Origin of the sequence: Streptomyces sp. NPDC101225, from assembly GCF_044767585.1 — a bacterium.
Lineage (GTDB): Bacteria > Actinomycetota > Actinomycetes > Streptomycetales > Streptomycetaceae > Streptomyces.
Genome location: NZ_JBIWOE010000004.1, coordinates 76,875 through 90,445, shown reverse-complemented (window position 1 = coordinate 90,445; position 13,571 = coordinate 76,875). Strand labels below are relative to the sequence as shown.

At 72.3% G+C, this 13,571-nt stretch carries 13 protein-coding genes; 5 read left to right on the top strand and 8 right to left on the bottom strand.

The window, feature by feature from the left end:
* Positions 1-65: 65 nt before the first annotated feature.
* Entirely contained in the window at positions 66-992 is a 927-nt protein-coding gene (locus ACIRPX_RS07225) for a cyclase family protein (protein ID WP_404189497.1), read from the top strand.
* 370 nt (positions 993-1,362) lie between these two features.
* Here ACIRPX_RS07225 and ACIRPX_RS07220 read toward each other — a convergent pair whose 3' ends face one another.
* The 4 genes from ACIRPX_RS07220 to ACIRPX_RS07205 all read right to left on the bottom strand — a co-directional run bounded on the left by ACIRPX_RS07220 (position 1,363) and on the right by ACIRPX_RS07205 (position 5,508).
* Entirely contained in the window at positions 1,363-1,824 is a 462-nt protein-coding gene (locus ACIRPX_RS07220; RefSeq protein WP_404190239.1) for an ATP-binding protein, read from the bottom strand.
* A gap of 487 nt (positions 1,825-2,311) precedes the next feature.
* Positions 2,312-3,178, bottom strand: coding sequence for an acyl-CoA dehydrogenase family protein (locus ACIRPX_RS07215; protein WP_404189495.1), 867 nt, complete (start codon positions 3,176-3,178; stop codon positions 2,312-2,314).
* 3 nt (positions 3,179-3,181) lie between these two features.
* Positions 3,182-4,315: an acyl-CoA dehydrogenase family protein gene (locus ACIRPX_RS07210; protein ID WP_404189492.1), complete on the bottom strand. Its 1,134-nt coding sequence runs from the start codon at positions 4,313-4,315 to the stop codon at positions 3,182-3,184.
* Entirely contained in the window at positions 4,315-5,508 is a 1,194-nt protein-coding gene (locus ACIRPX_RS07205; RefSeq protein WP_404189490.1) for an amidohydrolase family protein, read from the bottom strand. The genes ACIRPX_RS07210 and ACIRPX_RS07205 overlap by 1 nt, the downstream gene beginning before the upstream one ends.
* A 153-nt stretch (positions 5,509-5,661) precedes the next feature.
* Between ACIRPX_RS07205 and ACIRPX_RS07200 the strand changes: the two genes are divergently transcribed.
* The gene (locus ACIRPX_RS07200; RefSeq protein WP_404189486.1) at positions 5,662-7,170 is read left to right on the top strand and encodes a class I adenylate-forming enzyme family protein; all 1,509 of its coding nucleotides are present in this window, start codon (positions 5,662-5,664) and stop codon (positions 7,168-7,170) included.
* Here ACIRPX_RS07200 and ACIRPX_RS07195 read toward each other — a convergent pair.
* The gene (locus ACIRPX_RS07195) at positions 7,149-7,661 is read right to left on the bottom strand and encodes an EF-hand domain-containing protein (protein ID WP_404189483.1); all 513 of its coding nucleotides are present in this window, start codon (positions 7,659-7,661) and stop codon (positions 7,149-7,151) included. The two genes, ACIRPX_RS07200 and ACIRPX_RS07195, sit on opposite strands and share 22 nt — an antisense overlap.
* Positions 7,662-7,895: 234 nt before the next feature.
* Positions 7,896-8,276 carry an STAS domain-containing protein gene (locus tag ACIRPX_RS07190; protein ID WP_404189480.1) on the bottom strand — a complete coding sequence of 127 codons (381 nt, stop codon included), beginning with the start codon at positions 8,274-8,276 and terminating at the stop codon, positions 7,896-7,898.
* A gap of 310 nt (positions 8,277-8,586) precedes the next feature.
* On the opposite strand from ACIRPX_RS07190, the gene ACIRPX_RS07185 reads away from it, so the two are divergent.
* Complete coding sequence (locus ACIRPX_RS07185) at positions 8,587-9,168, top strand: sigma-70 family RNA polymerase sigma factor (protein WP_404189478.1); 582 nt, start codon at positions 8,587-8,589, stop codon at positions 9,166-9,168.
* The gene (locus ACIRPX_RS07180) at positions 9,165-10,568 is read left to right on the top strand and encodes a maleylpyruvate isomerase N-terminal domain-containing protein (RefSeq protein ID WP_404189476.1); all 1,404 of its coding nucleotides are present in this window, start codon (positions 9,165-9,167) and stop codon (positions 10,566-10,568) included. The genes ACIRPX_RS07185 and ACIRPX_RS07180 overlap by 4 nt, the downstream gene beginning before the upstream one ends.
* A 115-nt stretch (positions 10,569-10,683) precedes the next feature.
* Here the strand turns inward: ACIRPX_RS07180 and purU are convergent, their stop codons facing one another.
* Complete coding sequence (gene purU, locus ACIRPX_RS07175; RefSeq protein WP_404189473.1) at positions 10,684-11,565, bottom strand: formyltetrahydrofolate deformylase; 882 nt, start codon at positions 11,563-11,565, stop codon at positions 10,684-10,686.
* A 46-nt stretch (positions 11,566-11,611) separates the two neighbouring features.
* Positions 11,612-12,112 carry a hypothetical protein gene (locus ACIRPX_RS07170; RefSeq protein ID WP_404189470.1) on the bottom strand — a complete coding sequence of 167 codons (501 nt, stop codon included), beginning with the start codon at positions 12,110-12,112 and terminating at the stop codon, positions 11,612-11,614.
* Positions 12,113-12,230: 118 nt separating this feature from the next.
* On the opposite strand from ACIRPX_RS07170, the gene ACIRPX_RS07165 reads away from it, so the two are divergent.
* Positions 12,231-13,538 carry an ABC transporter substrate-binding protein gene (locus tag ACIRPX_RS07165; protein ID WP_404189467.1) on the top strand — a complete coding sequence of 436 codons (1,308 nt, stop codon included), beginning with the start codon at positions 12,231-12,233 and terminating at the stop codon, positions 13,536-13,538.
* Positions 13,539-13,571 lie beyond the last annotated feature (33 nt).

The window sequence follows — 13,571 nt, the reverse complement described above, 5'->3', positions numbered from 1 at the left end:
TTTCTGACGGACCGTTAGATTTTATGTCCCGTCAGACACCTGGAGACAAGCCCCGGGGAGGACCGATGTCGCTGCCGGACGCGTTCCACGAGATCGCCAAGCGCGTGAACAACTGGGGTCGTTGGGGCTCCGACGACGAGATCGGCACGCTCAACCTGATCACCGACGAGGTCGTGCGCTCGGCCGCCGCGACCGTCCGCTCGGGGCGCCGGGTCCCGCTCGCCCTGCCCCTGAAGCAGGACGGCGTGCAGACCGGGATGATCCCGGGCCGGGTCAACCCCCTGCACACGATGGTGCAGATCAACCAGGAGCTGTTCGGGCCGGGCACGGTCGCCTGCAGCGACGACGCCGTGACCATGGGCCTGCAGGCGGCCACCCACTGGGACGCGCTGCCCCACGTCTCGCACTCGGGCCGGCTCTACAACGGCCGGCCGGCCGGCACCGTCACCGCGCACGGCGGCGCCGCGTTCGCCGGCATCGACACGGCGCGGCACATCGTCTCGCGCGGGGTGCTGCTGGACGTGGCACGCGCCCGGGGCGTGGACCGGCTCGACGGCGGACACGCGGTCACGCCCGAGGACCTGGAGGCCGCGGAGGAGTTCGGCGGCACGCGCGTGCGGGCCGGCGACATCGTCCTGGTACGGACCGGGCAGATCCAGGTCTGTCTCGCCGGGGACCGGGAGGCGTACGGATACCCTTCGCCGGGACTCTCGGTCCGCACGCCGGAGTGGTTCCACGCACGCGATGCCGCCGCCGTGGCCAACGACACCCTGACCTTCGAGATCTTCCCTCCCGAGATCGAGGACCTCTGGCTGCCCGTGCACGCGCTCGACCTGGTGGAGATGGGCATGCTGCAGGGCCAGAACTGGAATCTCGAAGAGTTGTCCACAGCCTGTGGAGAAGCGGGCCGGTACGCGTTCCTGCTGTCGGCGATGCCCGAGCCGTTCGTCGGCGCGACGGGAACTCCCGTGGCCCCCGTCGCCGTTCTGTGAGGAGTTGCGGCCGGCGGCGCGGCGCTCCCGCCCCGAGCACGGCACCACGCGCCGCCGACCGACTTCGGCGCACCCCGCCGATTCCACCTGGCCCCTGATCGGAACCGGCGCCGAACCGCGACCCGCGCTCGACGAGGGCTCCCGTCACCGAAGCCCTCGCCGTCCCCTCACGGCGACCCGCAGACCAACAGCGTGATCAAACGGCCACGGTGCGTCAACACCCGTACGAAGATTTGTCACTTACGCCCCATTTGCCATGGGCGCGCACAGAAGCACGTCCCGGCGCATCGCACCTGGCCGGACCCGGCAGGGCGGCAGCCGCTGCGACCGTGCGCCGCGACTGACCGGAACCCCCGTTTCCGTGCGCCGGTCACACCGCCTCGAACGCCAGCCCCTCGTAGACCGGGACCCCGCCCCTGCACGACTCCGCCTCCTGGCGGGACTGGGCGCAGCGGTCGAGTTCGCACCAGATGCGCTTGCCCGCCCCCTCGGGGCTCCAGCCCCAGCGGTCGGCGAGACCGTCGACCAGGGCGAGGCCGCGGCCGCCGGTCGCGTCACCGTCGGCGCAGCGGGGCACGGGGGCCCGGTCGCTGCTGTCGGCCACCTCCAGGCGGACGGTGTCCGATGCGCCGGCCGCGCCGGGCAGGGACAGGCGCAGGACGGCCGGACAGCCGGTGTGCACCACGGCGTTGGTGACCAGCTCGGAGACGAGCAGGATCAGCGTCTCGGCGAGCGGCTCGTCGGCCTCTATGCCGGACCCGGCGAGACGTGAACGAGCCCATCTGCGGGCTCGCCCCACCTCTGCGGGGTCGGGCCGGACTTCCAGCTGCACCTGAAGCACCTGCACCGCTCACACCATCCGAACCGGCGGACACATGACCTCGCGCCACGGGCGCGCCGCGACGAGGGCCACGATCGTAGCCATTTTCCGCATGACCAGGACAACGGCCGATGCAGAGCCCAGAGCAAGGGTCACGGAACGTGAATCCCTTAAAAGACAGCATGGTTGACGTACAGTCACCCCAACAAGCGCTTCGGGCATATTCCAGCGCGAAGGAGTACCCGTGCGGCATACTGTGCGACGCTCACCGCAAGGAGTCGAACAGGCCTGCTGAGGCATCACCCCGGGGGCAACACCGGCACGGCACGCGCTCGGAACCACTCGCATCCCACAGAAGGTACCGGAGCGGGACACCGACTCCAGGACGTGACGGGTCACGCGTAGGACACAACCCGGTATCAACGCTCCGTAATTCCGGTATGCCACGATCCGTGACATCTTCGGAACCTGACTCCGTGACATCGCAGGCCCGCGCCGGTCACCGGACCAGATCGGCCGCGAGCAGCTCCTCACTCTCGGTAGCGCCACCGCCACGTTGCGCCCGGACCCAGGCCCGTTTCAGATGCAGGTGGACCTCGCTCTCCCAGGTGAAGCCGGTCCCGCCGTGCACCTGGAGACAGTCGCGGGCACCGCGCCCGGCGGCCTCGTCCGCGAGCAGCCGGGCCGCGGCGATGTCGGCCCGGTCGGCGGTGACGGCGGCCGCGTAGACGGCGGCGCGGGCGACCTCGGCGCGTACCAGCATCTGCGCGCACAGGTGCTTGACCGCCTGGAAGGCCCCGATCGGCTGCCCGAACTGCTCTCGCACCCGGGCGTGTTGCACGGCCAGCTCGCACACGCGCCGGGCCGTGCCGAGTTGCTCGGCGGCGGTCAGCAGGACGGCGACGGGATCGGTACGCGCCGGTGCGGGCACCCGGTGCAGGGGGGTGAGCGGGTCCACCGAGCGCAGCGGCACGGCGCCTTCGGCGCCGCGCCGTACGACGTCGGCCTCGTCCAGCCACTCCACCAGCCTGCCGTCGGCGGCGGCCACGACGACCTCCCCCTGCGCCGCCCCCGGGACCTGCCCGGCGGCCAGGTGCGAGGCGACCAGCGGCCCGGGCACCAGCGCCCGCCCCGCCTCCTCGAACGCCAACACGGCCTCGGGCAGCCCGAGCCCGACCCCTCCGTCGGCCTCGGACAGCCGCAGGGAGAAGAACCCGAGCTCGCCGAGAGCCCGCCACAGTTCCCGGTCGAGACGGACCGCGGACTGCGCGACGAGCCACGACGAACCGTCCGCCGCCCGGGAGCCGATCGCGGCCCGCACGGCGGCGCGCACGTCCTCCTGCTCCACGGTCAGTTGAAACCGCACCGCTCACCTCCCCTTCGGCAGCCCGAGCACCCGCTCACCCACGATGTTCCGCTGAATCTGCGAGGTCCCGGCCGCGATGGTGTACGAGAGCGACGAGAGCCGGTCGAGCGTCCACGGCCGCTCCAGATCCAGCGAGTCCGGCCCCAGGACATCGGCGGCGGCGTCGTACAGCTCCTGCCGGGCATGCGAATAGCTCAGCTTGAAGACCGACCCCCCGACCCCCGGCACCCCGCCGGAGGCCTCCGCCTCGCTCACGTTCCACTGCGTCAGCCGCCACAGGGCCCGGAACTCCGCGTTGAGCCTGCCGAGCCGGCGCCGCAGCACGGGGTCGTCCCAGCGGCCGTTCTCCCGGGCCTCGGCGGCGAGTTCGCCCAGCACGCGCCGGCAGGCGACGACCTCGCCGACGAACGCCGTGCCGCGCTCGAAGGACAGCGTCACCATGGTCACGCGCCAGCCGTCGTTCTCCGCGCCGACCCGGTTGGCGACCGGCACGCGCACGTCGTCGAGGAACACCTCGGCGAACTCGGCCGACCCCGCCAGCGTCCGCAGCGGACGTACGGTGATCCCCGGGGCGTCCATGGGCATCGCGAGCCAGGAGATGCCCCGGTGCTTCGGCGCCCCGGGGTCGGTGCGCACCAACAGCTCGCACCAGTCGGCCACTTCGGCGTGCGAGGTCCAGATCTTCGACCCGCGCACCACGTAGTCGTCGCCGTCCCGCCACGCGCGGGTGCGCAGTGCCGCGAGGTCGGAGCCGGCGTCCGGTTCGCTGAAGCCCTGGCACCAGACCTCCTCGCCGCGCAGCACCGGCGGCAGCCAGCGCTCCCGCTGCTCCGGCGTCCCCTCGGCCGCGATGGTGGGCCCCGCGTGCAGCAGCCCGACGAAGTTCGCCCCGACGTAGGGCGCTTCGGCCCGCTCGGTCTCCTCCAGGAAGATCAGGCGGACGCTCGGTGTGCCGTCCCAGTGGACGTCGGCGTACCCGGCCTCGTACAGCATCCGCTGCCAGCCGAGGTCGTACGCCCGGCGCGCGGGCCAGTCCTGCGGGGACGGCTTCGGCGGCAGTGTCGGCAGCGCCTTGCCGAGCCACTCCCGCAGGTGCGCCCGGAACTCCTCCTCCTGCGGGGTGTAAGACAGGTCCACTAGCGGTCCAGGTCGAGACCGAGCATGCGGATGGCGTTGCCCCGCATCAGTTTGCGGACCGTCTCGTCGTCGAGCCCCTTCACATGGTCGAGGGCGATCTCCTTGGTGTGCGGGAAGGTCGAGTCGACGTGCGGGTAGTCGGTCTCGAAGGTGGCGTTGTCCCGCCCGACCACGTCCAGCGAGGCGACCCCGTGCTTGTCGCGGAAGAAGCAGCAGAACATCTGCCGGTAGTAGTACGTCGACGGCGGATCGGGCACCAGGTCCCTGACCCCGCCCCAGGCCCGGTGCTCCTCCCACACGTCGTCGGCGCGCTCCAGGGCGTACGGGATCCAGCCCATCTGCCCCTCGGAGTAGGCGAGTCTGAGGCGCGGGAACCTCACCAGGACCCCGCTGAACAGGTAGTCCATCATCGAGGCCATGGCGTTGTTGAAGCTCAGCGACGCCTGGACCGCGGGCGGCGCGTCCGGCGAGGCGGCCGGCATCTGGGAGCTGCTGCCGATGTGCATGTTGACGACCGTGCCGGTCTCCTGGCAGACCGCGAAGAAGGGGTCCCAGTAGCCGGAGTGGATGGACGGCAGGCCGAGGTGGGTGGGGATCTCGGAGAAGGTCACCGCCCTGACCCCGCGGGCAGCGTTGCGCCGGATCTCGGCGACCGCCAGCTCCACGTCCCACAGCGGGATCAGGCACAGCGGGATGAGCCGGCCGCCGCTGTCGCCGCACCACTCCTCGACCATCCAGTCGTTGTAGGCGCGCACGCAGGCCAGCGCGACCTCCTTGTCGTGCGCCTCGGCGAAGGTCTGGCCACAGAAGCGCGGGAAGGACGGGAAGCAGAGGCTGGCCTCGACGTGGTTGAGGTCCATGTCGTCCAGGCGGGCCTTGGGGTCCCAGCAGCCGCGCCGCATCTCCTCGCGGGTGATCCCCTCCAGCGTCATCTCGTCGCGGTCGAAGCCGACGGCGGCGATGTTGCGCTTGTACGGGAACTTCAGGTCCTCGTAGATCCACCAGTCGGTCGGCTGGCCCTCCGGGTCCATCGTGATCTGGTACTTGCCGGCGACGTAGGCGAGTTCACCGATGCCCGCGGTCAGGGGCTGCGGACCCCGTTCGCGGTACTTCGCCGGCAGCCACGTCTCGAAGAGGTGTGCGGGCTCGATCACATGGTCGTCGACGCTGATGATGCGGGGCAGTTCGGTCATGGGTCCCCTCCGCCTGACGCGACTGTATTTCTGATGGACCGTCAGATCTGCTTCGCCCAGCAGGCTAGTCCCGCGCCTCTGGACCGACAAGGCGCCGGGCCCTACGCTCTGCGCACGATCTGACAGTCCGTCAGCTGAGCCGAGGGGGCCGCCGTGAACGACACCGCCCACGCCCTGAGCGCGTCCCGCACCCTCTGGGAGCTGCTCGCCCGCCGCGCCGGCCTCACCCCCGACCGGCCGGTCCTGCTCCAGGACGACCGCTCCCTGACCTTCGGCGAGCTGCACGCGGGCGCCGAGCGCGTGGCGGCGGGCCTGTACGGCATGGGCGTACGCCCCGGCACCGTGGTCGCCTGGCAGCTGCCGACCCGCCTGGAGACGGCCGTGCTGACCTTCGCGCTGGCCCGCCTGGGCGCCGTGCAGACGCCGGTCATCCCCTTCTACCGGGACCGCGAGGTCGCCTTCGCGCTGCGCGAGTCCAAGGCCGAGTACTTCGCCGTCCCCGGCGAGTGGCGCGGCTTCGACCACACCGCGATGGCACGGCGGCTGGGCGCCAAGGGCGTCTTCGAGGCGTACGGCGACCTGCCCGAGGGGGACCCGTCCGTGCTGCCCGCCCCGCCCGCCGAGGGCACCTCCGTGCGCTGGATCTACTGGACCTCGGGCACCACCTCCGACCCCAAGGGCGTGCTGCACACGGACCGTTCGCTGATCGCCGGCGGGTCCTGCCTCGCGCACGCGCTGCACCTGTCGGAGGACGACGTGGGCTCGATGGCCTTCCCGTACGCGCACATCGCCGGGCCCGACTACACGGTGATGCTGCTGCTGTACGGCTTCCCGGCGGTGATGTTCGAGCAGTTCGCGCTGCCGGACGCGCTGGAGGGCTACCGCAGGCACCGCGTGACGGTCGCGGGCGGCTCCACGGCCTTCTACTCGATGTTCCTCGCCGAGCAGCGCAAGCAGCCGGGCACCAAGGTCATCCCCTCGCTGCGGCTCCTGGCGGGCGGCGGGGCACCCAAGCCGCCGGAGGTGTACCACGCCGTCGTCCGCGAGATGGGCGTGCAGCTCACGCACGGGTACGGCATGACCGAGGTGCCCATGATCACCATGGGTGCGCCGGACGACACCGCGAAGAACCTGGCGACGACGGAGGGCCGGCCGCCGCGGGGGATGGAGATACGGATCGCCGGCGGCGAGGTGCGGCTGCGCGGGGAGGCGGTGTGCCAGGGCTATCTGGACGCGGCGCAGACCGCGCAGGCGTTCGACGCGGACGGGTTCCTGCGCACCGGTGACCTCGGGCATCTCACCGCGAGCGGGCATCTGGTGCTCACCGGGCGGCTCAAGGACGTCATCATCCGCAAGGGCGAGAACATCTCGGCCAAGGAGGTCGAGGACCTGCTGGCCGCCCACCCGGCGGTGGGGGACGTCGCCGTGGTCGGGCTGCCGGACGCCGAGCGCGGGGAGCGGGTCTGCGCCGTGGTGGAGCGGCGCCCGGGGGCGGACGACCCGACCCTGGACGCGCTGACGTCCTATCTGCGCGCGGAAGGGCTCTCGGTGCACAAGCTGCCGGAGCAGCTGGAGGTGGTGGACGCCCTGCCGCGCAACGACACCCTGCGCAAGGTACTCAAGTACCAGCTGCGGGAGCGCTACTCGGGGACCGTGAAGTAGCGGGCGAACGCCGGGACGATCTCCGCCTCGCCGACCCTGCCGTCGCCGTCGGTGTCGAGCACGGCGGCGCTCGCGCGGGCGATCTCCTCGTCCACGCCGAGGATCCTCAGCACCCGCGCGGTGTCCTCGACGGTGGCCGCGCCGTCACCGTCGGTGTCCGCGACGCGGAGAGCCGCGCGCAGGAAGGGCCGGGCGATCTCCGCGAACCGGTCGGGGTTGTCGCGCAGCCGCTTGACCGCGCCGTTCACGAACTCCTCGCGGTCGATGCGCTGGTCGCCGTCCCGGTCCGCTATGCCGGCCATGCCCTGCCAGAACGCCTCGGCGCCCGCGTACAGCGCCTGGCCCTTGTCGGACCGGGCCGCGACACCGAACTCGGCGAGCAGCGCCTTGGCCGCCACGCTGAAGTCCTCGCGGTCGATGCAGCCGTTGCCGGCCTGGTCGAAGGTGGCGAACCGGGCCGCGATCCTGCGCTCGTACTCGCTGCTGACCATGTCTTCTCGGGCCGCCTCACGTCACGTCGGGGTCTGTCCGGACGCGAGCGTACGACGCGCCGTGGCCCTGGGGCGGGGGAAAACGGCGCTTGTGCCAAGACCGGGGGAATTTCGGGACAACCGTGTGGCAGAAGCCCCGGGCGCTTGCCGGCGCGAGGGCCGGGAAGCCCCACCGGCGCGCGACGCCCGGCAGTCCGTTCCGGTCGCCGGGCAGGCGGGAACGGTCAGACGCCCCTAGGCGGAGAGCGGGCCGGCCTCCTCGGAGACGGCGTCGTCCACGTCGGCGTACACGTCGAACAGGCGGCGCACGCCCAGGGCGCCCAGGACCCGGTTGACATGGGAGCCGTCGACCGCGCCCTGCGCCGGGAGGATCAGCCGCAGGCTGCCCTGGCAGGAGCGGATGAGACGGCGGGCCGCGATGAGCACGCCGACGCCGCTGGAGTCGCAGAAGAAGACCTCGGAGAGGTCGAGGACCAGGCTGTGGCGGCCGTCCGCCACCGCGTCGTGCACCCGCTGCCGCAGCACCGGCGACGTCACCAGGTCCAGCTCGCCCGACACACTGAGCACGGTCCAGTCGCCCTGCTCGCCGCCGATCACGTAGAACGCCACCACCATGCCCCTCGTTCGCCGGACCCCCAGTCAACCGGAAGCCCTTACTTCGCTTCCTTGCAGCGCGGCTGCCCAGCCGCCGTTCCCTGAAACACGGCCCAAGAAACGAAAACCGATCGGAAACGGCTTGTTTTGTTCGGCTTCGATCCTGTTCGATCAGATGCGAACCGGGTAGGGGAGTCTGCACTATCACTTCCGGCAGCCCTGGGGGCGCCCGATGACACAAAGGGGCGTGCGCCGTCGGACGTGCCGACTACATTCGTGGAGACGATGGACGCAGGCTGGGCCGCGGCGGACACACAGGTGAGGGGGCCGCATGGCGAAGAGGGACGTACCGCCCCGCTGGGACCGCAGGATGCAGCAGCGGCTCGCGCGCGGTGAGGCCGCCGCCCTCGGCGAGCTCTACGACCGGTTCGCCTCGCTCGTGCACGGCCTCGCCCACCGCGTCCTCGGCGACGAGCACGCCGCCGACACCGTCACCCGCGAGGTGTTCGTGCACGTCTGGGAGCACCCCGACTCCTACGACCCGAGGCAGGGCCCCCTGCGCTCCTGGGTCGCCACGCTGACCCACCGGCTCGCCGTGCAGCGGCTGCGCGCCACCGAGACCGCCGCCCTGGCCCAGGACGCCGGCGGCTCCGCCGAGGAGCTGGAGCGCAGGGTCCGCCGCGCCTCGATCGCCGCCCGCGCCGACTACATCGTCCAGTCCATGCCCGCCCCGCTGCGTGCCGCCCTGGAGCTGGCCTACTTCCAGCGCCGCGACTACCGCCAGACCGCGGCCGACCTCGGCGTCACCGAGGACGAGGCCCGCCGCCGGCTCCGCCTGGGCCTGCAGCTGCTGTCCACCGCCCACGACGCCGGCGCCCCCGGCGCCCCGCCCGGCTACGGGGGTGCGGCGTGACCGACGCGGGCAGCGCGGACCGCTTCGATTCCGGGGACTTCGACGGCCCGTCCGGGGACTTCGAGGGCACGGACGGCGAGCAGGAGCGGGGCGGCAGGACCGGGCACCGGCGCGAGCCCGGCGGTCCGGGAGACCCGGGCGGCCCCGCGCACGGCGGCGGCACCGGAAAGGACTCCGGCCGGCCGCCCCGCATCCCCATGCCCCGCTCCTCCGTGGAGGACGGCGGCCGCCCGCTGCCCGCGCTGGAGCAGCCGGACGACCCCGCGCCGCGGCCCGTCCCGCTCGCACTGGAGCACCGCGTGCTGAAGTCCCTCCTCGGCGCCTGGGCGCTGGCCGCCTGCTCGCCGGAGGAGACGGCGGCCGTCGAGGAGCACCTGGGCGAGTGCGGCACCTGCGCCGAGGAGGCGCTGCGGCTGCGCGACGCGGTCGGCCTGCTGCACCCGCAGGAGAGCCTCGACCTGGACCCGGCCCTGCGCACCCGCGTCCTGGACGGCTGCCTCGACCGGCGCCCGCCGCGCATCCCGGTGCCCGGGTGGGCCGCCCCGTACGACGCCGAGACGGCCCGCCTCGACGCCCTGCTGCAGGACATCGGGGACGCCGAGTGGCACGCGCCCGTGCGGCTGCGCTGGTTCGACGGCGAGGGCCCGGCGAGCCGCCGTACGACCGTGGCCGGCGTCATCTCCCACCTGCTCTCGGTCGACGGCCTGGTCGCGGTGGCCGTCGGCCTGGACGACCCGCTGGGCGACGGCGCCGCCCAGGGCCCCTCGCCCCGGACCCGCACGGAGACGTACTGGCGCACCGCACACGTCCCGCCCGGCCGCTCCGTCCGGGCGCCCTGGCGGGAGCAGACCCACGACCTCGTCCGCACGGTGGCCTTCGCGGGCGGGGGCACCGGCTCCGCCCGCCTCGCGGTCTCCTACGGCGACTTCGAACTGCCGCTGCACGACGCGATGGTGGACCGGGCCTTCGAGTGCTGGGTGCACGCGGAGGACATCGCCGAGGCCGTCGACTACCCCTACGGCCCGCCCGCCCCGCGCCATCTGCACCGCATGATCGACCTCGCGGCCCGGGTGCTGCCGGCCGCGCTGGCCCAGCGCCGCCGGACGGGACTGGCCTCGCCCTCCCACGGACGTCACCTCGTCCCGGCCGGCGAGCCCGGCCGCAGCCTGCGCCTGGAGATCGAGGGCTCGGGCGGCGGCGAGTGGCTGATCCCCCTCGACTCCCCCGCCGCCGTGGGCTCCGCCGAGCACGAGGTCGCCCATATCGCCCTGGACGGCGTGGAGTTCTGCCGCCTCGCCGCCGGGCATGTGCCTCCGGCGGATGCGGCCGCCGGTCAGGTGGGTGACAAGGAGGCGATCAGGGACGTCCTGTTCGCCGCGGCGTCCTTGAGCCGTCTGTAGCCCGCCGGCCGCGCGGGCGGGTGCGGGTGCGTCGTGCCGTGTCGCGCCGTACCCCGCGCCCCTGAAGACGCGTGCGGGACGGCCTCCCGGGGCGCGGCACGACCGTCCCGAGCCGTCAGGCGAACACCACCGTCCGGCGCCCGTTCAGCAGGATACGGCGCTCGGCATGCCACTTGACGGCCCGCGCCAGCGCCTGGCACTCCACGTCCCGCCCGACCGCGACCAGTTGATCCGGCGTGACGTCATGACCGACGCGCTCGACCTCCTGCTCGATGATCGGCCCCTCGTCGAGGTCGGCGGTCACGTAGTGCGCCGTCGCCCCGATCAGCTTGACGCCCCGGGCGTGAGCCTGGTGATACGGCTTCGCGCCCTTGAAGCTCGGCAGGAACGAGTGGTGGATGTTGATGATCTTCCCGCTCAGCTGCTTGCACAGATCGTCGGAGAGCACCTGCATGTACCGGGCCAGCACGACCAGTTCGACGTCGTTCTCGCGGACGATCGACAGCACCCGCGCCTCCGCGTCCGCCTTGGTGTCCTTGGTGACCGGGATGTGGTGGAAGGGGATCTCGTACGAGCCCACGAGCTCGGCGAAGTCGGTGTGGTTGGACACCACGGCGGCGATCTCCACCGGCAGCGCACCGATCCGCGCCCGGAACAGCAGGTCGTTCAGGCAGTGCCCGAACTTGCTGACCATGAGGACGATCCGCATCTTCTCGTCGGCCCGGTTGATCTGCCAGTCCATGTGGAAGGCGTCGCCGATGGCCGTGAAGCTCGCCCGCAGCTTGTCCACCGTGACCGGGGTCTCCGCGGAGAAGTGGACGCGCATGAAGAACAGACCCGTGTCGTGGTCGCCGAACTGCTGGCTGTCCTCGATGTTGCAGCCGGTCATGAAGAGGTAGCTCGACACGGCGTGCACGATGCCCTGCTTGTCCGGGCAGGAGAGCGTGAGGACGTACTGGTCACTGGCCGCCGCGGCTCGGGTGGACTGCTCGTTCATGCAGCACAGGGTCCCATACGCGGGCCCGCCGACGGGCCCGGGTCCGTCAGGCGGACCGCGTCATGATCCGCAGCACCTCGAGGGTGCGCGGCGGGGTGTCCGGGTCCTCTCCGTCGGCCGCGGCCATCCGCACGTGCGCGTCCCGGGCCGCCCGGACCGCCTCCGGCCAGCCCGGGTTGTCGAAGTACGCCGAGACCTGGGCGTCCGGCCCGACCTGGTGCATGATCCGCAGCACCCGCAGCACGGCGGTGTCGACCAGGGCCGCCTCCTGGGAGTCCCGGAAGATCGTGCCGACGTACTTCTCGGCGGACCAGTTGTCCAGCCAGGTGTCCTCGACCAGGCGGTAGACGGCGTCGGTCACGTCCCCGTACCCGTCGACACCGGCCAGCCAGACGTCCCGCTGGAACACCGGATCGGAGAGCATGTGCAGCGCGGAGCGCACATTGCTGCGCCAGCGCCACCACGGCATGTCGTTGAGTGGCATGCCGCCCATGGTGGGGGAGCGACGGCCACGGCGGGAAGAGTTCTCCGGAGCTTGCACGGTCATCGATCGTACGTTCTTCCGCCCCGGCGCCTCACCGCCCCCCCGCAATTCACCTCGCAGCCACCGTTCGATAACCGAGGGTCATCCCCGGGTTGGCGATGTGACGGAAGCGTGTGGGTCCATGACCGGTCGGCGACGCATCCGCAACACCATCCGTCCCCTGCTCACCAGGCCTCGCAGAGCCGCCGTGCTGTCGGCGGGGGCCCTGGCCGCGTGTGCGTCGCTGGCCGCCGGATGCGGGGTCATCCCCGGTGCCACGGGGGGCTCCGGGGACGGCTCGATCACGGTCATGACCTGGGCCCCGGAGCGGACCGACGCGACCAACAAGCCCGGAATGCCCGCCTTCGCCCGGGCCTACGCCCGCTGGGTCAACGCGCACGGCGGCATCGCCGGCCACCAGCTGAAGGTCCTGACCTGCAACGACCACAACGACAGCGTGGCCGCCGCGCACTGCGCGACCACCGCCGTCAAGAACGACGTCGTCGCGGTCGTCGGCTCCTACAGCCAGTTCGGCGACACCTACCTGCCGACGCTGGAGAGCGCCGGCATCCCCTACATCGGCGGATACGGCGTCACCACCGCCGAGTTCACCAGCCCGCTGTCCTACCCCGTCAACGGCGGCCAGCCCGCCCTGCTGGCGGGTCTGGGCAAGGAGCTCTCCGGCGGCTGCGGCCCCGTGGCGCTCATACGGCCCGACAACATCGCGGGCGACGAACTGCCCGCCATGCTCGACTCCGGCCTCAAGGCGGGCGGCCACCCGGCGGCGGCGGACCAGCGGGCGGCGGACGACACCACCGAGTACTCGTGGCCCTCGCAGAAGGCGCTGCGGACCACCACGGCCGACCCGGCGAAGAAGGGCTGCGTGATCCCCGCGCTCGGGGACCGCACCGACACCTTCATGGACTCCTTCCGGCGCAATCGCGCGGACTACCCGGCGGTGAAGACCGCCGCCACGCTCGACAGCGTCGACCAGACGGTGATCAACGAGTCCGGCGGCCAGTCCGGGCCGTACGAGGGCTCCTACGTCACCGGCTGGTACCCGGTGGCGAACGACCCGCGCTGGGACCCGATGAAGAAGGTGATCCGGCAGCAGGCCTTCGGCGACAACCGCATCGACCCCGCGGACGCCGGGGTGCAGACGACCTGGATCGCGTACACGGTGTTCAAGGCCACCGTCGAGTCGCTGGGCAACGGAGAGGTCACCTCCGACACCGTGCGCAAGGCCCTCGACGACGGGCTGAAGGTCACCACGGGCGGTCTCACGCCGACGCTGCACTGGGCCGACGAGAGCAGGCTGGCCGCCATCGGCTTCCCCCGCCTGGTCAACGCCGACGTCACCCTCCAGGTGGTGCGCCAGGGCCGGCTCGTCGCGGCGGACAAGGGGTTCGTCAACGCGACCAGCACGCTGGAGGGCGCGGACGTGCACTGAGGCGCGCGTCCGCGCCCTCGGCGCGTGTCCCGC

Excerpts from the sequence above, each read along its gene's own strand:
- ACIRPX_RS07225 (WP_404189497.1), top strand. The coding sequence starts at position 66 with ATGTCGCTGCCGGACGCGTTCCACGAGATCGCCAAGCGCGTGAACAAC.
- ACIRPX_RS07190 (WP_404189480.1), bottom strand. The coding sequence starts at position 8,276 with ATGGTGGTGGCGTTCTACGTGATCGGCGGCGAGCAGGGCGACTGGACC.
- ACIRPX_RS07185 (WP_404189478.1), top strand. The coding sequence starts at position 8,587 with ATGGCGAAGAGGGACGTACCGCCCCGCTGGGACCGCAGGATGCAGCAG.
- ACIRPX_RS07195 (WP_404189483.1), bottom strand. The coding sequence starts at position 7,661 with ATGGTCAGCAGCGAGTACGAGCGCAGGATCGCGGCCCGGTTCGCCACC.
- ACIRPX_RS07205 (WP_404189490.1), bottom strand. The coding sequence starts at position 5,508 with ATGACCGAACTGCCCCGCATCATCAGCGTCGACGACCATGTGATCGAG.
- ACIRPX_RS07170 (WP_404189470.1), bottom strand. The coding sequence starts at position 12,112 with ATGACCGTGCAAGCTCCGGAGAACTCTTCCCGCCGTGGCCGTCGCTCC.
- ACIRPX_RS07165 (WP_404189467.1), top strand. The coding sequence starts at position 12,231 with ATGACCGGTCGGCGACGCATCCGCAACACCATCCGTCCCCTGCTCACC.
- purU (WP_404189473.1), bottom strand. The coding sequence starts at position 11,565 with ATGAACGAGCAGTCCACCCGAGCCGCGGCGGCCAGTGACCAGTACGTC.